General features: G+C 69.7%; 21 protein-coding genes. 6 read left to right on the forward strand and 15 right to left on the reverse strand.

Annotated features, from left to right (window positions below; translation table 11 throughout):
• The first annotated feature begins 5 nt into the window (after positions 1–5).
• The 4 genes from ygfZ (at position 6) to BLV31_RS22240 (ending at position 3197) form a co-directional block, all read left to right on the forward strand.
• Positions 6–1136 carry a CAF17-like 4Fe-4S cluster assembly/insertion protein YgfZ gene (gene ygfZ, locus BLV31_RS22225; protein ID WP_006551810.1) on the forward strand — a complete coding sequence of 377 codons (1131 nt, stop codon included), beginning with the start codon at positions 6–8 and terminating at the stop codon, positions 1134–1136.
• Complete coding sequence (locus BLV31_RS22230) at positions 1133–1834, forward strand: MOSC domain-containing protein (protein WP_064061101.1); 702 nt, start codon at positions 1133–1135, stop codon at positions 1832–1834. Before ygfZ ends, BLV31_RS22230 begins: the two co-directional genes overlap by 4 nt.
• Positions 1831–2811 (forward strand): asparaginase, encoded by a 981-nt coding sequence (locus BLV31_RS22235; RefSeq protein WP_006551812.1) that lies wholly within the window; start codon positions 1831–1833, stop codon positions 2809–2811. Before BLV31_RS22230 ends, BLV31_RS22235 begins: the two co-directional genes overlap by 4 nt.
• A gap of 194 nt (positions 2812–3005) precedes the next feature.
• Positions 3006–3197, forward strand: coding sequence for a DUF3073 domain-containing protein (locus BLV31_RS22240; protein ID WP_006551813.1), 192 nt, complete (start codon positions 3006–3008; stop codon positions 3195–3197).
• A 225-nt stretch (positions 3198–3422) separates the two neighbouring features.
• Here the strand turns inward: BLV31_RS22240 and purM are convergent, their stop codons facing one another.
• The 12 genes from purM to BLV31_RS22300 form a co-directional block, all read right to left on the reverse strand.
• On the reverse strand, positions 3423–4496 hold the full coding sequence (purM, locus tag BLV31_RS22245; protein ID WP_006551814.1) for a phosphoribosylformylglycinamidine cyclo-ligase: 1074 nt from the start codon (positions 4494–4496) through the stop codon (positions 3423–3425).
• Positions 4497–4633: 137 nt separating this feature from the next.
• Positions 4634–6217, reverse strand: a complete 1584-nt coding sequence (purF, locus tag BLV31_RS22250) for an amidophosphoribosyltransferase (RefSeq protein WP_006551815.1) — start codon at positions 6215–6217, stop codon at positions 4634–4636.
• A gap of 98 nt (positions 6218–6315) precedes the next feature.
• On the reverse strand, positions 6316–6702 hold the full coding sequence (locus BLV31_RS22255; RefSeq protein ID WP_024103011.1) for a sterol carrier family protein: 387 nt from the start codon (positions 6700–6702) through the stop codon (positions 6316–6318).
• An 11-nt stretch (positions 6703–6713) separates the two neighbouring features.
• Positions 6714–7400 carry a CPBP family intramembrane glutamic endopeptidase gene (locus BLV31_RS22260; RefSeq protein WP_081263449.1) on the reverse strand — a complete coding sequence of 229 codons (687 nt, stop codon included), beginning with the start codon at positions 7398–7400 and terminating at the stop codon, positions 6714–6716.
• A complete protein-coding gene (locus BLV31_RS22265) occupies positions 7397–9172 on the reverse strand; it encodes an alpha/beta hydrolase (protein WP_064061100.1) in 1776 nt (591 codons plus the stop codon). Before BLV31_RS22265 ends, BLV31_RS22260 begins: the two co-directional genes overlap by 4 nt.
• Positions 9173–9174: 2 nt before the next feature.
• Positions 9175–11454 carry a phosphoribosylformylglycinamidine synthase subunit PurL gene (gene purL, locus BLV31_RS22270; protein WP_024103009.1) on the reverse strand — a complete coding sequence of 760 codons (2280 nt, stop codon included), beginning with the start codon at positions 11452–11454 and terminating at the stop codon, positions 9175–9177.
• 67 nt (positions 11455–11521) lie between these two features.
• The gene (locus tag BLV31_RS22275) at positions 11522–12112 is read right to left on the reverse strand and encodes a Uma2 family endonuclease (protein ID WP_006551820.1); all 591 of its coding nucleotides are present in this window, start codon (positions 12110–12112) and stop codon (positions 11522–11524) included.
• An 80-nt stretch (positions 12113–12192) separates the two neighbouring features.
• Positions 12193–13488, reverse strand: a complete 1296-nt coding sequence (locus tag BLV31_RS22280; RefSeq protein ID WP_064061099.1) for a M18 family aminopeptidase — start codon at positions 13486–13488, stop codon at positions 12193–12195.
• 72 nt (positions 13489–13560) lie between these two features.
• Positions 13561–13911: a VOC family protein gene (locus tag BLV31_RS22285; RefSeq protein ID WP_064061098.1), complete on the reverse strand. Its 351-nt coding sequence runs from the start codon at positions 13909–13911 to the stop codon at positions 13561–13563.
• A 348-nt stretch (positions 13912–14259) separates the two neighbouring features.
• Positions 14260–14937, reverse strand: coding sequence for a phosphoribosylformylglycinamidine synthase subunit PurQ (gene purQ / locus BLV31_RS22290; protein ID WP_006551823.1), 678 nt, complete (start codon positions 14935–14937; stop codon positions 14260–14262).
• On the reverse strand, positions 14934–15179 hold the full coding sequence (gene purS / locus BLV31_RS22295; RefSeq protein ID WP_006551824.1) for a phosphoribosylformylglycinamidine synthase subunit PurS: 246 nt from the start codon (positions 15177–15179) through the stop codon (positions 14934–14936). Before purS ends, purQ begins: the two co-directional genes overlap by 4 nt.
• Before the next feature lie 126 nt (positions 15180–15305).
• Positions 15306–15701 (reverse strand): LLM class flavin-dependent oxidoreductase, encoded by a 396-nt coding sequence (locus BLV31_RS22300; protein WP_064061097.1) that lies wholly within the window; start codon positions 15699–15701, stop codon positions 15306–15308.
• 188 nt (positions 15702–15889) lie between these two features.
• Between BLV31_RS22300 and BLV31_RS22305 the strand changes: the two genes are divergently transcribed.
• Positions 15890–16534, forward strand: coding sequence for an MBL fold metallo-hydrolase (locus tag BLV31_RS22305; protein WP_064061096.1), 645 nt, complete (start codon positions 15890–15892; stop codon positions 16532–16534).
• Positions 16535–16628: 94 nt separating this feature from the next.
• Here the strand turns inward: BLV31_RS22305 and BLV31_RS22310 are convergent, their stop codons facing one another.
• Positions 16629–18272, reverse strand: coding sequence for an FAD-binding dehydrogenase (locus BLV31_RS22310; protein ID WP_064061095.1), 1644 nt, complete (start codon positions 18270–18272; stop codon positions 16629–16631).
• A gap of 58 nt (positions 18273–18330) precedes the next feature.
• Positions 18331–19035, reverse strand: a complete 705-nt coding sequence (locus BLV31_RS22315; RefSeq protein WP_024103003.1) for a DUF2334 domain-containing protein — start codon at positions 19033–19035, stop codon at positions 18331–18333.
• A gap of 138 nt (positions 19036–19173) precedes the next feature.
• On the opposite strand from BLV31_RS22315, the gene BLV31_RS22320 reads away from it, so the two are divergent.
• The gene (locus tag BLV31_RS22320) at positions 19174–21300 is read left to right on the forward strand and encodes an oxidoreductase (protein WP_064061094.1); all 2127 of its coding nucleotides are present in this window, start codon (positions 19174–19176) and stop codon (positions 21298–21300) included.
• A gap of 82 nt (positions 21301–21382) precedes the next feature.
• Here the strand turns inward: BLV31_RS22320 and bluB are convergent, their stop codons facing one another.
• On the reverse strand, positions 21383–22042 hold the full coding sequence (gene bluB / locus BLV31_RS22325) for a 5,6-dimethylbenzimidazole synthase (RefSeq protein WP_019290034.1): 660 nt from the start codon (positions 22040–22042) through the stop codon (positions 21383–21385).
• Between the last annotated feature and the right edge of the window lies 1 nt (position 22043).

Genomic DNA, 22043 nt, shown 5'->3' on the forward strand with positions numbered 1-22043 from the left:
GTGTCGTGACCGAGTCTCCGATCGTGTCCGAAAGCGCCCTTCTCGCACTTCCCGGCGCAGTCGCCTCGCCTTCCGGCGGGCCCGATGCCGGACTTCCCTGGCATTACGGCGACCCGCTCGGCGAGCAACGTGCCGCCGCCACGTCCGCCGCCGTGGTCGACCGTTCCACCCGCTTCGTCCTCGCTGTTCCGGGCGACGAACGCCTGAGCTGGCTGCACACCATTTCCAGCCAGCACATCGCGTCGCTCCCGAACGGCACCTCCGCCGAGAACCTGAGCCTCGACGCGAACGGCCGCGTCGAACACCACTTCGTGCAGACCGACCTCGACGGCGTGACGTGGATCGACACCGAAGCCGACCGCGGACCCGACCTGCTGGCCTTCCTGAAGAAGATGGTGTTCTGGGCGAAGGCAGAACCCCGCGACGGCAACGAACTCGCGGTCCTGAGCCTCCTCGGGCCGGACGCCGGCAGCCCCGCCGTGCTCGCCGTGCTCGGGATCGACGCGCTGCCGGCCGAACCCTATGCCGCCGTCGCCCTGCCCGCCGGTGGCTTCGTCCGCCGCATGCCGTGGCCCACCGAGCACTCCTTCGACCTCCTGGTGCCACGCGAGTCGCTCACCGCGATCTTCACCGCCCTGCGGGACGCCGGCGCGCGTCCGGCCGGCAGCTGGGCGTTCGAGGCCCTGCGCGTCGAAGCGGTCCGTCCCCGGATCGGTGTCGACACCGACGAGCGCACCATCCCCCACGAGGCCCGCTGGGTCGGCGGACCCGAGCAGTACGGCGCCGTCCACCTCGACAAGGGCTGCTACCGCGGTCAGGAGACCGTCGCGCGGGTCCACAACCTCGGCAAGCCCCCGCGACATCTCGTCCTTCTCCATCTCGACGGCTCGGCCGACGGACGACCCGAGACGGGCGACGACATCACCGCCGGAGGTCGCGCGGTCGGACGCATCGGCACGATCGTCGACCATCACGAACTCGGGCCGATCGCGCTTGCGCTCGTCAAGCGCACCATCACGCCCGACACGGCCCTCGTCGCAGGACCGTGCGCGGCGTCCATCGACCCCGACTCCATCCCTCCCGACGACGGCATCCAGGCAGGAAGGGCGGCGGTCGACCGATTGCGCGGCCGGTGACCGCCGAGACGGCCGGCACGCGGCCGGCGTCGGGGACCGTCGCAGCGGTCTGCGTCGTGCACACGCTGCACGAGACCGGACTGCGGCGTAATCCCGTCACCGCGATCGACAAGCGTCCCGTCGACGGGCCGGTGCACGTCGGCGAGCTCGGCTTGACCGGCGACCGCCAGTGCGACACCGCCAACCACGGCGGCGTCCACAAGGCCGTCTACGCCTTCTCTCAGGACGAGTCGCGCCGCTGGGGCACCGAACTCGACCGGGAACTGCCCATCGGTTGGTTCGGCGAGAATCTGCACGTCGCCGGGTTCTCCCCCACCGACGCCGTCATCGGCGAGCGGTGGCGCGTCGGCGACGGCGGTCTGCTCCTCGAGGTGACCGGCCCCCGTACCCCTTGCCGCACCTTCGCGATCCGTTCGGAGGAGGGCGACTGGGCCACCCGGTTCGTCGCTCGCGGCGATTGCGGCGCGTACCTGAAGGTGATCTCCGAGGGACCGGTGGCCGCGGGCGACCGCATCGTCGTCGAGCACGTCCCCTCCCACGCGGCCACGGTGCGCGATCTGTTCACCGGGCAGGGCCACGAGCGGGTCGCCGCGATGCTCGAGCAGCAGGCCGACATCGCTCCCAGCGTCGCCGACAAGGCCCGCCGCCTCGCCGGACGACCACAGGAGGGGCGGGCACGGAAGGGAGAGAGTCGTTGAGCGTCGAACTGGTCGAGGTGGTGCGCTCGGGCTTCCGGGAGTGCATCCACCGCGGCTCGCTGATCGTTCTGGACCCGGACGGCGAGGTCCTCGTCTCGCTGGGCGAGGTGCACACGCCGATCTATCCGCGGTCGTCGAACAAGCCGATGCAGGCGGTCGCGCTGCTGCGCGCCGGCTTCGTCCCCCGCGACTCCGCCGAACTCGCGATCGCCACGGCGTCGCACGAAGGTGAGGCCGACCACGTGGAGGCCGTCGAGCGGATCCTGTCCGGTGCCGGTTTCACCGAGAAGGACCTGCGCTGCCCGACGGATCTGCCCGGCAACGAACTCACCCGCGCCGAGGTGCTCGCCGCCGGACGCACGCCGCGGTCGATCTACATGAACTGCTCGGGCAAGCACGCGGCGATGCTCGCGGCGTGCGCGGCGAACGGCTGGGACACCGACGGCTACACCGACGCCGGCCACCCGCTGCAGCAGCTGGTGACCGAGACGATCCTCGAACTGACCGGCGACATCGAGGACACCGATCTCGGAATCGACGGCTGTGGTCTGCCGATCGTGCCCGTCCCCCTGTTCAATCTCGCCCGCGCCTACTCGCGGCTCGCGACGGCGGAGGTCGGCACGCCCGAGCGCGCCGTCGCCGACGCGGTGCGCGAGCATCCGTTCCTGATCTCCGGCACCGGCAAGGACGATCTGAAGCTCATGCGCGCGGTGGGCGGTCTGCTGTGCAAGGCGGGCGCCGACGGGATCCACGCCGGCGCGCTGCCGGACGGCACATCTTTCGCCTTCAAGATCGACGACGGGCACGAGCGGGCACGCCTCCCGCTCACCGCGGCCCTGCTCCACCGCCTCGGAGCGGGTGCCGCCGCGAACGCCGCGACCTTCGATTCCGAACGGCTGGCGGTGCTCTCGTCGGCACCGGTCTTCGGTGGTGGCGTGCGAGTCGGCACCGTCCGGGCCGTCCCGGGGGTGTTCTGAAGGGCATCTCTATCACATTTCAACAGCATTCATGCAGGTCGGGTCGTTATGAGGCGTAACGGACACCGGCCCAGCCGGGTGTGTGGAGGCGCAACCGAAGTTTCCACGCTAAAGTGGGCGTCAGGAAAATACTCAACACACCGGGGCCGCCACTTTTCCCCAGGCCGCCCCGTCAAAGCGCGAGGGGGTTGGCCATGGGCCGCGGCCGGGCTAAGGCAAAGCAGACCAAGGTTGCACGGCAACTCAAGTACAGCTCGCCGTCCACCGACTTCGAGAGCCTCCAGCGAGAGCTGTCTGGCGGAGCAACCAACTCGCAGCGGGACGAAGTCTTCGCCGAGCAACGTTCCGGTTGGGACGACGACTACGACGACGACTGGCGTCGCTGACCTGATATCACTCTCCGACGGAGGGGGAGGCCGACTTTCGGCTCCCCCTCCGTCGGTGGTGTGGTCGGCGTTCGACGCGAGGCCGGACGGCGCTCGTCACCGTCCGCAGCCTTCGAGCCTGTGACTTCCGAGTTCACAACACGGCAGTAGCCGAGAGGCCGGTTCCCCCATTCATCCTGGGGGAACCGGCCTTTCGTCGTGTTCGCGTCGGGCGACGCGCGCCCGTCAGAAGCGCGGGTGGTCTCCGAGCAGCACCGCGCGCTCGTCGGCGCCGTCCTGCGCCTTGCGGACCGTGCCGAGCGTCCAGCAGTCGATGTGCCGGGCGGTGAGCACCGCCAGAGCCCGGTCGACGTCCTCGGGGGCCACGATGGCCACCATGCCGACGCCCATGTTGAAGGTCTTTTCCATCTCGACCCGCTCGACCCGTCCGCGCTGCGCGATGAGGCCGAAGACCGGAGCCGGGCTCCAGGTGGTGCGGTCGAGCTCTGCGACGAGCCCCTTGGGCATCACGCGCGCGAGGTTCGCGGCGAGACCACCACCGGTGACGTGGCAGAAGGTACGCACCTCGGTCTCGGCGGCGAGCGCGAGGCAGTCCTTGGCGTAGATACGGGTGGGCTCGAGCAGCTCCTCGCCGAGGGTGCGACCGAACTCGTCGACGTGCGCCGTCAGGCTCATCTTGCCGATGTCGAGCAGCACCTTGCGGGCGAGCGAGTAGCCGTTCGAGTGCAGACCCGAGGCGCCCATCGCGATGACGACGTCGCCGGGGCGCACGCGGTCGGGTCCGAGCAGCTTCTGGGCCTCGACGACACCCACGCCGGTCGCGGACAGGTCGTAGTCGTCGGCCGCCATGACGCCCGGGTGCTCGGCGGTCTCGCCACCGAGCAGCGCGCAACCGGCCTGGACGCAGCCCTCGGCGATGCCGGCGACGATCTCCGCGACCCGCTCGGGCACCACGCGGCCGACGGCGATGTAGTCCTGCAGGAAGAGCGGCTCGGCGCCGCAGACCACAAGGTCGTCGACGACCATGGCGACGAGGTCGAGACCGACCGTGTCGTGCTTGTCGAGTGCCTGCGCCACCGCGAGCTTGGTGCCGACACCGTCGGTGGACGCCGCGAGCAGCGGCTCCTTGTATCCGTCCTTGAGCGCGAACAGACCGGCGAACCCACCCAGGCCGCCCATGACCTCCGGGCGGGTGGCCCTCTTCGCGTGCGGGGCGAACAGTTCGACGGCTCGGTCACCGGCCTCGATGTCCACGCCCGCCGCGGCGTAGGAAGCTCCGGGGGTTGCGTCCTCGGTCATGAGTTGTCGGCTCCAGCCTCGAGTTGTGTCTTGTCGTGAAATATCTGGCTACATGCGGGCAGGCACACCTGCGTCCGGGCATGCGAAACGCACGCCGAACCGTGCCGACCGCGGCACTTACGGTACCCGACCAGCTTCTACGGCCGACTGAGAACGTCCGCGTTGTCGTTGTCCAACACGGTCGGGGTGGCCGAATCGGTGTCGACGACGCCGGCGAGGACGTCCTTGCCCGCCTGATGTTCGCTGGGGAGGGCGATCGGGTAGTGGCCGTCGAAACATGCAGCGCACAAACGGGATGCGGGCTGCTCGGTGGCGCCGATCATGCCGTCGATCGAGATGTAGCCGAGCGAGTCGGCACCGATCGACCTGCGCACCATCTCGACCATCTCGTCGTAGTCGTGCCCCTCCTCGACGGTGTCGCGGGTACCTGCACCGTTGGCGATCAGCTCGGCCGGCGACGCGAAGTCGATGCCGTAGAAGCAGGGCCACTTGACCGGCGGCGAGGCGATGCGCACGTGGATCTCGAGAGCACCGGCCTCGCGCAGCATGCGGATCAGGGCGCGCTGGGTGTTGCCACGCACGATCGAGTCGTCGACGACGACGAGGCGCTTACCGCGGATCACCTCGCGCAGCGGGTTGAGCTTGAGCCTGATACCGAGCTGGCGGATGGTCTGGCTGGGCTGGATGAAGGTGCGGCCGACGTAGGCGTTCTTCATCAGGCCCTGGCCGTACGGGATCCCCGAGCCCTGCGCGTAACCGACGGCGGCCGGGGTGCCCGACTCGGGTACCGGGATGACCAGATCGCCGTCGATCGGGTGTTCCTTCGCGAGCCGGCGGCCGATCTCCACGCGGGTCGCGTGGACGGAGCGACCGGCGATGGTCGAGTCGGGGCGCGCGAGGTAGACGTACTCGAAGACGCAGCCCTTGGGTTCGGGGTTCGCGAAGCGCGACGAGCGCACACCGTCCGCGTCGATCGCGAGCAGTTCGCCGGGCTCGATGTCGCGAACGAAGGAGGCACCGACGATGTCGAGGGCGGCGGTCTCGCTGGCGACGACCCAGCCGCGGTCGAGGCGTCCGAGGCACAGCGGGCGGATACCCCAGGGGTCGCGGGCCGCGTAGAGGGTGTGCTCGTCCATGAAGGTCAGGCAGAACGCGCCGCGCAGCTGCGGGAGCAGCTTCATCGCGGCCTCTTCGATCGTGCTGTCCTTCGCGCCGTGAGCGAGCAACGCACCGACGGTGTCGGAGTCGGAGTTCGCCGCACCGGGCCGTGTGGGATCGAGCACGCCGAGACGACGTCCGCGTTCGGCGAGTTCGGCGGTGTTGACGAGGTTGCCGTTGTGGCCGAGCGCGACGCCCGAGCCGGCGGCGGTGGTGCGGAAGATCGGCTGCGCGTTCTCCCAGGTCGTCGACCCGGTTGTGGAATAACGGCAGTGGCCGATGGCGATGTGGCCGGTCATCGCGGCGAGCGTCTGCTCGTCGAAGACCTGGCTGACGAGACCGAGATCCTTGAACACGAGCACCTGCGAACCGTCGGCCACGGCGATGCCCGCAGCTTCCTGCCCTCGGTGCTGCAGCGCATAGAGACCGTAGTAAGTGAGCTTCGACACGTCCTCGCCGGGAGCCCACACTCCGAACACTCCGCACTCTTCGCGGGGTTCGTTCTCGGGTTCGGTGGAGGCGAGAAGATTACGTGTGTGGACCGACAGATCGGCACTGGTCACGGACGTGCTCCCTGAGGCTGGACAAGCGGGGCTCCCCCCATTCTACGGGCAGCGCGGGGTGCTTCTTCCCGGACGCCCGGCGTGAACCCCGGCAAACGTCAGAGTCGGGCGATCGGGAGCAGCCGTCCGATCTCCGCTGCGCGCCCACCCGACGCCTCCACCGCACCCGAGTCCACGGCCCCGGCGAAATCGATGCTGCCGACCACCAGACGCAGCCACGTCCGCGGATCGGTCTCGACGACGTTCGGTGGTGTCCCCCGCGTGTGACGCGGGCCTTCGATGCACTGGACGGCCACGAAAGGCGGCACCCTAACCTCCACACTCGACCCAGGGGCTATCTGCTCGAGGCTGCGGGCACTGAGCCGCACAGCGGCGGCGAGATCGGAGCGCGGCGGTTTCTCGTCGCTCTCCCCCCTCATCCACGGACCCACCCGTTCGAGAGCTGCGCGCAGTTCGGCGGGGTCGACGGGTCTCCGGGGTGCCATGGCAGCACACCCTAGCGACGCGCGTCGCGCTCGGAAGTACGCAGCCTCGTCGCGATGCCCACGGCGACGGCCCCGCCGGCGTTGATCGCCAGGTGCAGGAGCATCGGCGCGACGACGCTGCCGGTCCGTCGTCGCAGTTCGTCGAACACCACCCCGCTCAGGGCGGTGAGCGCGACGGTTCCGGGCACCGAGTCCCCGGCGTGCCGGGCGGGGGCGACGTGCCAGAGCCCGAAGGCTACCGAGGTCAGCACCCGGTGCCACCTCCGTGACTCGCGGCGGGTCAGGGCGTACAGAACCGATCGGAACAGCAGCTCCTCGGCCAGGACCGTCCCGAAGGGGATGTGCACGAAGACCCACTCGGTGTGGTCGGCGCGTCGCGCTCCGGCGGCCATCCGCCGTCGTACGGGTGGGACGGCGAGCATCACCGTGTAGGCCGCGACGGGCAGGACCACCGACGCGGTCCCCCACCGCAGGCCCTTCCCTGCCCCGCGCCAGCCGAGCTCGGTTGCGGAGACCCCGGCCGCGCGGGTCGCCGCGGCGAGCGCGACACCGAATCCGGCGTTCGCTGCGGCCCGGCCGCGCGGACCGAGATCCATCGCCGGGAGGACGAGGTTGTTCCACGCGACCAGCGCGGCGGCACATCCCGCAGCGGTGCAGCTCATGGCGGTACCGGTCACTGCAGCGACTCGCGATGTCATTTCTCGGGCCCGTCGTCCTCCGCGAACGCCTCGAGGGCGATGCGCACCCGCTCGGTGTCGTTCTCGCTCCAGCCCTCGGGCTGGGTGATCTCGATCCATCCCTCGAGCACCGCCGACCCGTAGTTGTGGCCGTGTCCGTCGGGGACGCCGGCAGCGTTGGTGAGGTCTGCGGAGACCTGCCAGAAGGTGACGAAGGGGAACCACCGCATCTGCGGCAGCCGGTCGCGTCCGGGCGGCTCCGACAGCCAGTCGGGGCGGGAGAACAACAGGTCCGGCGACCACCAGACGACGGGATCCGAGGCGTGCTGGATGTAGAGCACGCGCGGCGACAGCCACGGTGTGTCGGGCTCGTGGATCGCCTCCCGGCTGTCTGCGAAGCGCACGACGAGACCGTCCGCGTACACCGGTTGCACCTCGGTCGTGCCGGGATCGCGGCGCTCGACGAGCTGCCGCCACAGACGGTTGGAGTTGGGCGGGCCCACCCACAACACCCCGTCCATCTGGGCGCGGATCTCGGCAAGGCTGTCGAAGGCACCCTCCCCCGACTGCGTGCCGAGGCTCTCGCCGTAGAGGAACAGATCGGGGCGGTCGTCCTCGGGCAGCTGCGACCAGCGTTCGTGTACCCGCTCGATCAGCATCTTGCCTGCGGCCGCAGCCTTCTCACGGTCGGCGAGGAAGGAGATCCAGCTCGGGAGGTAGGAGTACTGCCAGGCCACCATCGCCAGGTCGCCGTTGTGCACGAGCTCCATCGCGCGGGCCGCGGTGGGATTGACCCAGCCGGTGCCGGTGGTGGGGATCAGGACGAGCGTCGAGCGGTCGAAGGCACCGGTCCGCTCGAGTTCCGCGAGGACGAGGTCGATGCGTTCTTCCGGGGTGGGTGCGGTGTCGAGACCGACGTACACGCGGATCGGTTCCGGTGCGGGACTGCCGTTGACGGCGGTCAGTTCCTCGGCGTCGAGTCCTCGCGAGACGAAGTTGCGACCCTCGAATCCGAGCGTCTCCCAGGCCGCGAGGGACTCGGGACTGCCGGACTTTGCGGGGTCGACCGGTTGGATCGCCCCGGGACGAGTGGTGTCGTCCTCCAGGCCGAACGCCTGATTGACGATCGCGTAGGAGCCTCGGACGAGCACGCCGTCGATGAGCATGAAGGTCGCCAGCACGACGACGAGAACGCCGAGCGTGCGGGCGAGACCGAGCGGCATCCGGGTGCGGCGCATGAGCAGCATCGACACCCAGCGGACGATGTCGCGCAACCCGCGCCACAGAGCGATGAGGGCGGCAGCGACCGCGACGCTCAGCACGATGGTGCGCAGATATCCCGAGGTCGTGGTGCCCTCGACACCCATCAGGGCGGCGAGCTGGCGTTGCTCGCCGGCGGAGAGCACGAGCGCGACGAGCGACGCGAGAACGGCCGCGACCGGAACCGCGACCTTGATGGCACGCAGCACAGGCAGCGGCGGCGGCCACCATCGCCACGCGGGGAGCAGGAAGCGGGCCACGGGCCAGCCGACGACGCATCCGACGCCGTACCCGATCGCGGCGTTGATGCCGCCGATCAGGCCCTGGAAGAGCCAGTCGCGCGGAAGCAGCGACGGCGTCAGCGACCAGCAGAAGAACAGCGCGGCGAAGGCGACGCCCGTGAAGTCCAGGCCGAGCCACCCCCACACCCGCGCGGTGAGGGGGTGGCGCTCACCGAAGTCGGTGACCGCGGCGATGATCCGGCCCTGCCGGGCCTCGAACGCCGCCAGTCGATCGACCTGGGTGGCCGGCACGGTTACCCGAACAGGGCAGGCAGGGTCCCTTCCCACACCTCGCGCAGCTCGGTCATGGGGATCGAGAACAGGCCCTGGATCTCGACGGAGTCGGATCCCTCGTCGACGACGCCGATGCGCACCCACGGCATGTTGCGTGCGGTGCACATGCCCGTGAAGCGCGATTCCTCGGTGCGCGGCACGGCCACGAGCACGCGGCCGGCAGATTCGGAGAACAACGTCACGAACGGATCGGCGCCCTCGGGGAGCAGCACGCGGCAGCCGGTCTCGCCCGCGAGTGCGGCCTCGACGACGGCCTGCGCGAGACCACCCTCGGACAGGTCGTGTGCGGCGGAGATCAGGCCGTCGCGCGAACCGGCGGTGAGGATCTCCGACAGCAGCCGCTCACGGTCGAGATCGACCTTCGGCGGGACACCACCGAGGTGGTCGTGTTCGACCTGCGCCCAGATGGAGCCGTCGAACTCGTCGCGGGTCTCGCCGAGCAGGATCAGCGTCTCGCCCGGCTCGAGGCCGACGCCGGTGGGGATGCGACGGTGCACATCGTCGATTACACCGAGCACCGCGACGACCGGGGTCGGCAGGATCGCGGTGGCGCCGGTCTGGTTGTAGAAGCTGACGTTGCCACCGGTGACGGGGATGCCGAGCTTCGCGCAGCCGTCCGCGAGGCCGCGCACGGCCTGCTGGAACTGCCACATCACGCCGGGGTCCTCGGGCGAACCGAAGTTCAGGCAGTTCGAGACGGCCTTCGGCGTCGAACCGGTGACGGCGACGTTGCGGTAGGCCTCGGCGAGGGCGAGCTGGGCGCCCGTGTACGGATCGAGCTGCGTGTAGCGGCCCGAAGCGTCGGTCGCGAGCGCGATGCCGCGGCCGGTCTCCTCGTCGATACGGACCACACCGGCGTCGGCGTTCTCGGCGAGCACCGTGTTGCCGCGCACGTAGCGGTCGTACTGCTCGGTGATCCACTTGCGGCTGCACAGCGCCGGCGACGCGAGCATCTTCAGCAGCGTCTCGCGCAGCTCGTCGGCGGTCTCCGGACGCTTCAGGCCGGCGGTGGTGTTCGCGATCAGCTCGTCCTGCGAGGCCGGGCGCTCGACGGGGCGCTCGTAGACCGGGCCCTCGTGCGCGACCGTGCGCGGCGGCACGTCGACGACGGTCTCGCCGTGCCAGTCGATGACGAGGCGGTCGCCGTCGGTGACCTCACCGATGACGGTGGCCAGGACGTCCCACTTCTTGCAGACGTCCATGAAGGCGTCGACGTTGTCGGGCGTGACGACCGCGCACATGCGTTCCTGCGACTCCGAGGACAGCACCTCGGCCGGGGTCATGCCCTTCGCGCGCGTCGGGACACGCTCGAGGTTGATGTGCATGCCACCGTCGCCGGCGGCGGCGAGCTCGGAGGTCGCGCAGGACAGACCGGCACCGCCGAGGTCCTGGATGCCGACGACGAGCTTCTCGCGGTAGAGGTCGAGGCAGCACTCGATGAGCACCTTCTCGGTGAAGGGGTCGCCCACCTGCACGCTCGGGAGCTTCTTGGGGCGGCCGCCGGCGCTGTCGTCGAAGGTCTCGGAGGCGAGGACGGATACGCCGCCGATGCCGTCGAGGCCGGTGCGGGCGCCGAACAGGATGACCTTGTTGCCCGTGCCGGAAGCGTGGGCGAGGTGCAGGTCCTCCACGCGCATCGCACCCGCGCACAGCGCGTTCACGAGCGGGTTGCCCTGGTAGGAGGCGTCGAAGACGGTCTCGCCACCGACGTTGGGCAGGCCCAGGGAGTTGCCGTAGCCGCCGACACCGCGCACGACACCGTCGACGACGCGACGGGTGTCGGGGTGATCGGCGGCGCCGAAGCGGAGCTGGTCCATCACGGCGATCGGGCGGGCGCCCATGGCCATGATGTCGCGGACGATGCCGCCCACGCCGGTCGCGGCGCCCTGGTATGGCTCGATGTAGGACGGGTGGTTGTGCGACTCGACCTTGAAGGTCACGGCCCAGCCGTCGCCGATGTCGACGACGCCGGCGTTCTCACCGATGCCCGCGAGCATCGACTCACGCATCTCGTCGGTGGTGGTCTCGCCGAAATAGCGCAGGTGCACCTTCGACGACTTGTACGAGCAGTGCTCGGACCACATCACCGAGTACATGGCGAGTTCGGCGTCGGTGGGGCGACGGCCCAGGATCTCCTTGATCCGGGTGTACTCGTCTTCCTTCAGACCCAGCTCCCGATAGGGCTGAGCGGCGTCGGGGGTTTCGGCGGCGTGGGAGACGGTATCCACGTGCGGTGACACTGGGCGTCGGGTCCCTTCACTCTGGGATCGAAAACGGCAGGCCGGGCGGGAACTGCCGCGGATCAGTCTATCGTTGTGCAGGCGCGACGGGGTTCACCGGTGCGGGCACGAACCCCGACGGTGTGACGGCCACCTCGGTGCCCAGCGCATCGAGGGTGACGGTGCCCGAGTGCTCCCCGTCGAATCGGTACCACCCGTCGACGAGCGTGAAGGTCGCGATCACCGGCGGTCCGCCGAGATCGACGATCCAGTACTGCGGGACGCCGGCCTCCGCGTATTCGGAGAACTTCGTGACGCGGTCGGTGCGGGCCGTGCCGTCGACGGTGACCTCCACGACCAGCTTCACCTCGGAGATCGGCGCCCGATCGGGATCGGCGTCGACGAGGGAGCGTCCCACGACGATCACGTCGGGGCACCGCACCGTCAGCGGCTTCTCCGCGACCAGCACCTCGACGCCTCCGAGCGCGCACCATTCGTCGGGCAGCTTCTCGTCGAGGAGCAACGCCAGGGTCACCGCGGCATGATCGTGCGCCGCCCCCGGCGCGGGCGCGGCGAGGAGCACGCCCTCGCACACCTCCACATGGTGCCCGTCGGATTCGGGCAGGGCCGCCCACTCGTCGAGGGACAGCAGATGATCGGGGTAGGACGGGACGTCCACTGCATTCCCCCGTTCTCTCCGACCGGACACGACCGTCTTCAGTGTGTCACCGGCGGGTGCTTCGGGGCGGGCGAACGCGGTCACGATGCCGGGGTCAGGAAAGCGGTCATGGCCTGCGCATAGCTCGCCACGTCGTCCGCGCCCATGAACTCGCGCGCCGAGTGCATGGCGAGCTGCGGGGCGCCGACGTCGACGGTCGTGATGCCGGTCCTCGACGCGGTGATCGGGCCGATCGTCGAGCCGCACGGCAGGTCGGCGCGGTGCACGTACCGCTGCAGCGGGACCCCCGCCTGCTCGCAGGCCAGCGCGAAGGCTCCGGCGCCGGTCGCGTCGCTCGCGTAGCGCAGGTTCTGGTTCACCTTCAGGACCGGTCCGCCGTTGACCGCGATGCGGTGGGCGGGTTCGTGCCGCTCGGGGTAGTTGGGGTGCGTGGCGTGCGCCATGTCGCCGGACGCGACGATCGAGCCGGCGCGGGCGCGGAGGAACTCCTCCCGGCCGCCACCCCGGAGCAGGACGATCCGTTCGAGGACGGTGTCGAGCAGTTCCGAGAAGGCGCCGCGGTCGGACATGCTGCCGACCTCCTCATGGTCGAACAGGGCGAGGAGCGGCATCGGGCCACCGTGCGCTGCGACGTGTTCCGCGGCGGCGAGAAGGGCGTGCAGTCCGGCGTAGCAGGTGCCCTGGTTGTCGAGACGCGGTGCGCTGACCAGGTCGCGGCCCGGCCCGACGACCGCGCTCGGTGCGAGGTCGTGGGTCATCAGTTCCCAGCCGAGCACCGCGCCCGGGTCGATTCCGTGCTGCTCGGCGACCCACGCGATGAACGAGCGCGGTTCGGTGCCGACTCCCCAGACGCCGTTGACGTGGCGCTGCGGATCGAGCTGGACGCCCTTGCGGTCCTCGGACAGGTGGATGGCGAGCTGCGGGACACGCAGGACCGGCGCGTCGACTCGGACGAGGACGTCCTCGGTCGTCTCCGCCGCGCGCACGGTGAAGCGGCCGGAGATGCCGAGGTCGCGGTCGAGCCACGAGTTGAGCCACGCACCGCCGTACGGTTCGAGCCCCACCATCCGCCAGCCCGCCGACGTGAGATCGGGATGCTGCTTGACCCGCAGGTTGGGGCTGTCGGTGTGCCCGCCGACGATGCGGAAGGGCGCGGCCGGATCGTCGGCGACACCCTCGGTGCTCCACGCGATCAGCGACCCGCCGCGCACCAGGAAGAAGCGTCCCGGCTCGGAGGGCCAGGCCTGCTGCTCGTGCAGTTCGACGAAGCCCGCCTCGGTCAGCGCCGCGGCGACGGTGGCGCAGACGTGGAACGGCGACGGCGACAGGTCGACGAAATTACAGAGACCCCGAGCATCGGCACGCGTGGAAGACATGACTGCATCTTCGCATCACGGACAGTCTCGGTGCTGAACGAAAGAGCCGCGCCGCTCCCCTCGTACCGAGTGTCAGTGGCCCTCGGCGACGCAGAACAGGTTGCCCTCGGGGTCGGCGAGCGTCACCCAGCGGAAGTCGTCTCCCATGTTCTCGCGATGGACCTCCTTCGCGCCGGCCTGCACGAAGCGCTCGACCTCGGCGTCGAGATCGGGGGCCGTGAGATCGAGGTGCACGCGGTTCTTCCCGGGCGTCGGATCGGACACCTTCTGGAAACCGAGCCTGATGCCCTGCGGCAGGGCGACGATGAAGAACCAGCCGTCGTTCTCCTGCTCGATGCGGCCGCCCGTACGCTCGGCCCACCACGTCGCGATCGGAGCCGGGTCGGTGGTGTCGAAGGTGATCATCGCGATGGTCGCTGTCATGGCGCGACGGTACCGCCGGGGACCGACACGCAACGCCCGTCGACGGACAGGCCCGATTTGGGTAGTCCTACTCAGGACAGGACGATTCGGCTCCGGCAGACTGATCCGCGATGTCGCGCATGGGGGATGACGACGACATCGCGCCCGGGACTTGATCGGGGGGTCGAGCTCCGGGTTGTAGGGACGAGGGATTCCGCAGCCGATCGGGACGGTCGCGGGGTCCCTCGTTCCGTCTCTCCTGTTCCGGAACTTCGGTTCGAAGGATTCCTCGAGCCCGCCGGAACGAGCGACGCCCCCACGACCCGGGAGGGTCGATGGGGGCTTCGCCGGAAAATTCCGGTCAGGCGGTCACGCGTTGACGACCGCGTCCAGCACGCTGTAGAACATGCCGAGTCCGTCATCGCTGGGGCCGGTGAGCGCCTCGGTGGCGTGCTCGGGGTGCGGCATGAGACCGACGACCCGGCCGTTCGCCGACGAGATGCCGGCGATGCCGCGCTGCGAACCGTTCGGGTTGTCGCCCGCGAAGCGGAACACCACGCGACCTTCACCCTCGAGCTCGTCGAGCACCTTCTCCGATGCCTGGTAGCGGCCCTCACCCGACTTGAGCGGGATGAGGATCTCGGCGCCGGCCTCGTAGCGCGAGGTCCACGCGGTGGTGTTCGACTCGACCTTCAGCCACTCGTCGCGGCAGACGAAGTGCAGACCGGCGTTGCGGGTGAGCGCGCCGGGCAGCAGACCCGCCTCGCACAGCACCTGGAAGCCGTTGCAGATGCCGAGGACGGGCATGCCCTTCTGCGCGGCCTCGACGACCTTGCCCATCACCGGTGCGAACCGTGCGATGGCACCGCAGCGCAGGTAGTCGCCGTAGGAGAAGCCGCCGGGCACGATCACCGCGTCGACCCCCTTGAGATCGGCGTCCCCGTGCCACAGGCTCACGGCCTCACCACCGGCGAGCTTCACCGCGCGGGAGGCGTCGACGTCGTCGAGCGTGCCCGGGAAGGTGATGACTCCGATGCGTGCGCTCATGCGTCACCGTCGATCCGCCGGATGGCCCAGTCCTCGATCACCGTGTTGGCGAGCAACGACTCGGCGATCTTCTCGAGCTCCTCGTCGCCGACGCTGCCGTCGACTTCGAGCTCGAAACGCTTACCCTGACGGACGTCGGTCACGCCCGCGAAGCCCAGCCGCGACAGCGCCCCGGTGATGGCCTGACCCTGGGGGTCGAGAATCTCGGCTTTGGGCATGACTTCGACGACGACACGCGCCACGTGCTGCTCCTCGGTAGTAGTGCTGGCGCCCGGGGACGGACACCGGACATCCAGCAGTTTACCGGCCGTGGCCACCGGGAAGGGCATCGGCCGAGGTCCCGCTCGTGCGAGACCCGTCACCCCCGTTCAACGCCGCTCGGCAGCAACGAGTTCGCGCACGCGGGGCGCGACCTCACCGGCGAAACGTTCGAGGTCGGACCGCGACCCGTCCGCGGTCTCCGCGAAGGTGCCGGAGATGTTGTAGAGCCGGCGGATCGCGGCGGGATCACGCCCGGCACGGTGCGCGCCCTCGTCGACGCGGGCGCTCATCTCCCCCAGCTTCTCGGGCCCGGCGGCGAACGAACTCGGCAGGCATCCGCCGGCGAAGCGGCCGGTGACGTCGAGCATCCGCTTGCCGTAGGCGCCGAGCCAGATGCCGAGAGCGTGCGCGGGGAACGGGCCCCGCTTCGCGCCGGTCAGCCGGTAGTACGTGCCGTCGATCCCGGCCGCGCCCTTCTCGTCCGACCACAGAGCGCGGATCACTTCGATCGCCTCGATCAGTGCGTCGACCGCTTCGCCGGGGCTGCGATGCGGTCCAGGCGCTCTCCGACACCACGGCGAGGTCGACGACGCCCACCGGATCGGCAGCGGACGGCGTGAGGAAGATGCCGAAGCGGAGTTCCTGTCCGTGAGTCGGTCATCGGGCTCCTCCCGACGGCATACTCGACGACATGCAACTGACCCATTTCGGCCATTCCTGCATCCTCGTCGAACACCTCGGCGCGAAGCTCCTTTTCGACCCCGGAAATTTCTCCCACGGGTTCGAGGGCATCACCGGACTCGACGCGATCCTCGTGACCCACCAGCATCCCGACCACGCCGATACCACCCGGCTGCCCGCGCTCCTCGAGGCCAACCCCGGAGCGCAGTTGTTCTCCGACCCGCAGTCGGCGAACCTGCTCGACGGCGACTGGACCGCGGTGCGTCCCGGCGACTCCTTCTCGGTGGGTTCGCTGACCGTACGCGGCACCGGCGGACGGCACGCGGTGATCCACCCCGACATGCCCGTCATCGACAACATGGCCTTCCTCGTGGGCGACGACGAGAATCCGTCGCGGCTGCTGCACCCCGGCGACTCGCTGTACATCCCGCACGAGCGCGTCGACGTGCTGGCCCTGCCGTCGACCGCGCCGTGGCTCAAGATCTGGGAGGCGATCGACTACCTGCGCGCGGTGAATCCGCGGGTCGCCGTGCCGATCCACCAGGGCATCGTCAACGACAACGGTCGCGGCATCTTCTACGGCCGGTACAGCGAGATGGCGCCGGAGGGCACCGAATTCCGCGTGCTGCCGCACGAAGACGGCGTCGAGGTCTGACGCTGCGGAGCGCGAAACGGTCGTCGGCGCGGGATGTTTCGCGCTCCTACGACCGTTTTGCGCTCTGCTGTCCCAGTCGACGCCGACGGGAGGTTCAGCGGGCGGCGGCGCGACCCGCCGCCCGGCCCGAGAAGATGCATCCGCCGAGGAAGGTGCCCTCGAGCGACCGGTAGCCGTGGACGCCGCCACCACCGAAGCCGGCGACCTCACCGGCGGCGAAGAGGCCGTCGAAGACCGACCCGTCCGACCGCAGCACGCGCGAGGACAGGTCGGTCTCGAGCCCGCCGAGCGTCTTGCGGGTGAGCAGGTGCAACTTGACCGCGATGAGCGGTCCGGCCTTGGGGTCGAGGATCCGGTGCGGCGCCGCGATGCGGACGACGCGGTCGGGTACGTAGGCCCGCGCCGAGCGCACCGCCGCGACCTGCAGGTCTTTGGTGTACTTGTTGTCCATCTCGCGGTCCCGGGCCTCGACCACCGAACGCACCTGCTCGTAGTCGAGCGGCGCCTCGGGGGTGAGTTCGTTCATGCCCGCCACGAGATCGGCGAGCGTGTCGCGGACGACGAAGTCGACACCGCGCTCCTTGAAGGCCTCGACCGGTCCGGGGGCACCCGACCTGACCCGCTGCAGCAGCAGGCGGAGGCTGCGCCCGGTGAGGTCGGGATTCTGCTCGGAGCCGGAGAGCCCGAACTCCTTCTCGATGATCTTCTGGTCGAGCACGAACCAGGTGTGGTCGTAACCCGTGCTCACGATGTACTCGAGGGTGCCGAGCGTGTCGAAGCCGGGGAACAACGGCACCGGCAACCGCTTGCCGGTGGCGTCGAGCCACAGCGACGACGGGCCGGGCAGGATGCGGATGCCGTGATCGGGCCACACCGGGTCGTAGTTGGTGATGCCCTCGGTGTAGTGCCACATGCGGTCGCGGTTGACGATGTTCCCGCCGGCCTTCTCGGTGATCTCGAGCATCCGGCCGTCGACGTGCGCGGGCACCCCGCTGAGCATATGCTTCGGCGGCTCCCCCATCCGCTTCGGCCAGTTCTTCTTCACGAGGTCGTAGTTGCCCCCGATCCCGCCGGAGGTGACGATCACGGCTCCGGCGGAGAACTCGAAGTCCCCGACGACGGTGCGGGAGGACGCCACGCCGCGCGCCGCGTCGGTGGGCTCGAGGATCGCTCCGCGCACACCGGTGGCGGCGCCGTCGGTGACGACGAGTTCGTCGACCCGGTGGCGGTGCTTCAGCGTGACGAGACCGCGTTCGACGCCTTCGAGGAGCTTGCGCTCGAAGATCTCGACGAGGCCCGGACCGGTACCCCAGGTGATGTGGAATCGCGGGACCGAGTTGCCGTGCCCTGCAGCGTCGTATCCGCCGCGTTCGGCCCAGTTGACCATCGGGAAGATCTTCAGCCCGCGCTGCTCGAGCCAGGCGTGCTTCTCCCCCGCGGCGAACTCGACGTAGGCCTGGGCCCAGCGCCGCGGCCAGCGGTCCTCGATCTCGCGGTCGAAGCCGGCGGTCCCCATCCAGTCCTGCAAGGCGAGTTCGTAGGAATCCTTGATCCCGAGTCGTCGCTGTTCGGGACTGTCGACGAAGAACAACCCACCGAACGACCAGAAGGCCTGCCCACCAATGTTGTTCGAGTTCTCCTGATCGACCAGCAGAACCTTGCGACCGGCGTCGATCAGTTCACCGACCGCCACGAGCCCCGCGAGTCCCGCCCCCACCACGATCACGTCAGCATCCATGGCCGCCAACATTACCGAGCGGATGCGGCGACCGGGAGCACCGGCGGGCCAGGCGGGATCACGCCACGCGGCTGTTCGACGGACGCGGCCGCCAGGCGTGGACGGTCGGTTCGGCACCGTGGTGCAGCGCGAGGTCGACGGCGTCGAGGATCGCCTGCCGGGGTCCGGACTCGGCGAGCCGGGGAGCGGCGATCGCCAGACGCAGCAGCTCCCCGCGCCGCGCCGTCCGCGACGCGCCCATCACCATCGCACGGCAGCGCCACACGTCCGACCCCGCACCGTCACCGAGCGCGTACAGCCGCGTCTTCGTCACGGTGCCCGCCACCAGATCGTGGATCCCCGCGTTGTCCGCCATCATCCGGAAACCGACCTGCGGAAGTGCTGTCACTGCGCCCGGCGACGCGCGCCATCGCGGTGGTGCGAACAGCCGGGTGCGCAGTCCGGTCTCCTCGAGCACACGGTCGGCGGCGAGCAGGCGCAACCGTGCTTCGTGCTCGGGCAGCGTCGCGAACTCGGCGCGACGTCGCTTCGTCGCCGCCTGGTCGTAACCGTGCAGCACGATCGCGTCGCCGCCCTCGCGTCGCTCGAGCAGCCACTCCTGCGTCGCCGGATCCCGCACGAGGCGGTAGTGGTCTTTCAGGCGGGGTGCGACGAACAGCGACAACGGCACTCCACGCGCGTCCGTCTCACGGGCGAAGGCGTCCACGAGGTCGCGCGTGACGTCCCGGATCCCCGACACCGACACGATCATCCGTCCGCTCATGCCCCCGAGCCTGCTGCACTCGGGTGAACGGCGTCCTGCCCGACCGGGAAGTCCGGATGAAGACTCGGGCCGGCGATCCGCATCCCGTTCATCGGGACAGTGTCGACGGCCACACGGAGCCGGGCATACCGTCCGGGCGTGGCAGTCCCGAACCAGACCTATACGCGCCTTCTCTCCCCCGGCACCATCGGGCCGATCACCCTGGACAACCGCGTGGTGATGCCCGCCATGGACATGAACCTCTGCGAGGACGGGGAGATCGAGCAGGGCGACATCGATCATTTCGTCGCCCGCGCGGCCGGAGGCACCGGGCTGATCGTCACCGGATGCTGCGCGGTCGCCTATCCGGCGGGATGCACCAGCACGAAGGAACCCGGCCTGTCCGAGGACCGGTTCATCCCCGGCCTCCGCGCACTCACCGACGCCGTCCACGAGGCCGGCAGCAAACTGTGCGTGCAGATGGTGCACCACGGCAAGGTCGCCCGTATCGACACCCTGCAGGGCCGGCCGCAGCTCGTGCCGAGCATCCCGAAGCCGCCGAGCGACATGAGCGCCATGGCCGACTGCACGCCCGCGGAACTGCAGCGCATGGCATCGATCCAGGGTGGCGTGCAGGCCACCTACAACGAGGCATCCGAGAGCGACATCGAATGGTTGATCCGGATGTTCGCCGAGGCCGCGGGCCGGGTCGCCGCCGCCGGAGCGGACGCCGTCGAGATCCACGCCGCCCACAACTACGTGCTCGGCGCCTTCCTCAGCCGCTACACGAACCAGCGCACCGACGGATACGGCGGGTCGCTGGAGAACCGGGCCCGGCTGACCTGCGAGGTGATCCGCGCGGTCAAGGCCGAGGTCGGCGACCGCCTCGCCGTCATCGTGCGGCTGGCAGGGCAGGAATACGGTGAGACGGACGGCCTGACCGTCGAGGAATCCGCTGCTGCCGCAGTGCTGTTCGAGCAGGCCGGTGCCGATGCACTCCACGTCACTGGCACCGCGCTGAACGCGTTCGCGAATTTCACCGACGGCCCGTTGCCGGACAAGGTCGGCTACTACACCCACAACGCGGCGGTCATCAAGCGTGCGGTGTCGATCCCCGTCATCACCGTCGGCCGCATGCTGCCGGAGTTCGGCGAGCGGATGATCGCCGAGGGCGTCACCGACTTCGTCGCGATGGGACGTCAGTTGCTGGCCGATCCCGCGCTCGTCGCCAAGCTGAAGCAGGGCCGCAGCGAGCAGATCCGCCCGTGCATCAACTGCTATGTGTGCGTGCAGGAGAACTTCTGGGATGCCACGCCCATCTGTGCGGTCAATCCGGCGCTGGGCAACGAGACACTCGTGCCGTTCGTCCGCACTGCGGCGCCGAAGCACGTCGTCGTGGTGGGTGCCGGGCCGGGCGGCCTCGAGACTGCGCGGGTCGCCACCGAGCGCGGGCACCGCGTCACCGTCCTGGACAAGACCGACCGGCTGGGCGGGACCCTGTGGTTCTCGACCCTCACCACCCCCGACAACGAGCGGCTGCTGAAATGGCTGACGGCCGAGGTCACCCGCCTCGGCATCGACGTGCGGCTCGGCGCCGAGGCCACCTCCGCATCGATCCGCGCCCTGAAGCCGGACGTGGTGGTCGTCGCGACGGGCGCCGTGCGGGAACGTCCCACCGTGCCGGGCGGGGACTTGCCGCACGTGCACACCGGCGACAGCATGCGTGCGCTCATGACGGGTGCGGGCGACGTCTCCGATCAGTCCCCGGTGCTGCGGGTGATGGGCCGGGTGGGCAGGCTCGCCGGTATCACCACGAGCCCTCGGAGGATCCGTGATCTGAGCCGGCGGTTCCTGCGTTTCCTGCCGATGGCGAAGGACGTCGTCGTGATCGGCGGGTCGCTCGTCGGGCTCGAACTCGCGGAGTTCATGGCCGAGCGGGGAAGCCGGGTGACGCTGCTCGCCGAGGGGAAGCAGCTCGGGGTGCCGATGGCGATGCCGCGCCGGTGGACCGCTGTCAAGCACGCGCGCGAGGTCGGCCTCGAGGTGCATCGTGGTGCGACGGTTCAGCGCATCACCCCGAAGACGGTGGAGTTCACCGTGGGTGGCGAGACGAAATCGGTACGCGCCCGCATGGTCGTGGTCGCGTCCGGTGTGTCGGCGGCAGCACCGCTCGCCGACGAACTGGCCGGCTCGGACATCGATGTCCGCGTCGTCGGGGACGCGGGTCGGGTCGACTACATCGAGGGCGCCATCCACAGTGCCTGGAAGGTCGCGACCGAACTCTGAAAACAGGCAGGTGACGACCGATCTGTGAAACAGCGGGTGGCGGCCGGCTCGCGCACTCACGAACCGGTCGCCACCCGTCGGATCAGGCTTCCCGGTCACCCGGCGCCGCGAACCTGTCGCGGTGCACGGCCTCCTCGAGCTGGCGCCCCTTGCGCCAGCCGAACCGTTCGAGGTCGGGTATCTCCTGGAGCCGCGTGACCGGCCCGACACACAGCCACGCGATGGGACGCACGGGTGCGCTCACTCCGACGAAGTCGGCGAGGAAGTCCTCCTCGTAGAACGACACCCATCCCACGCCGAGACCCTCGGCGGTCGCGGCGAGCCACAGGTTCTGGATCGCCAGCACGGCCGAGAACAGGCCGGATTCGTCGATGGTGTGACGGCCGAGGATGTGCTTGCCGCCGCGTTCGGGGTCGTAGGTGACGACGACGCCGGTCCCCGATTCGACGATGCCTTCGATCTTGATGGGGTCGAAGGTGCTCTTCCGGTCCTCGGGGAGCGAGTCGGCGAACGCCTGCCGGCAACCGGCGACGTGCTCGGCGAACTCCTTCAGCCGCTGTTCGTCCTGTACGACGACGAAGTCCCAGGGCTGGGTGTTGCCGACACTGGGTGCGTGATGGGCGGCCCGCAGGATGCGCATCAGCGTGTCCTCGTCGAGCCGTTCCCCGCTGAATTCTGCACGGACGTCGCGACGCATGCGGATGATGTCGTACAGCGCGTCCCGCGCTTCTGTGCCGAACATG

The organism is Rhodococcus pyridinivorans, assembly GCF_900105195.1.
Lineage (GTDB): Bacteria > Actinomycetota > Actinomycetes > Mycobacteriales > Mycobacteriaceae > Rhodococcus > Rhodococcus pyridinivorans.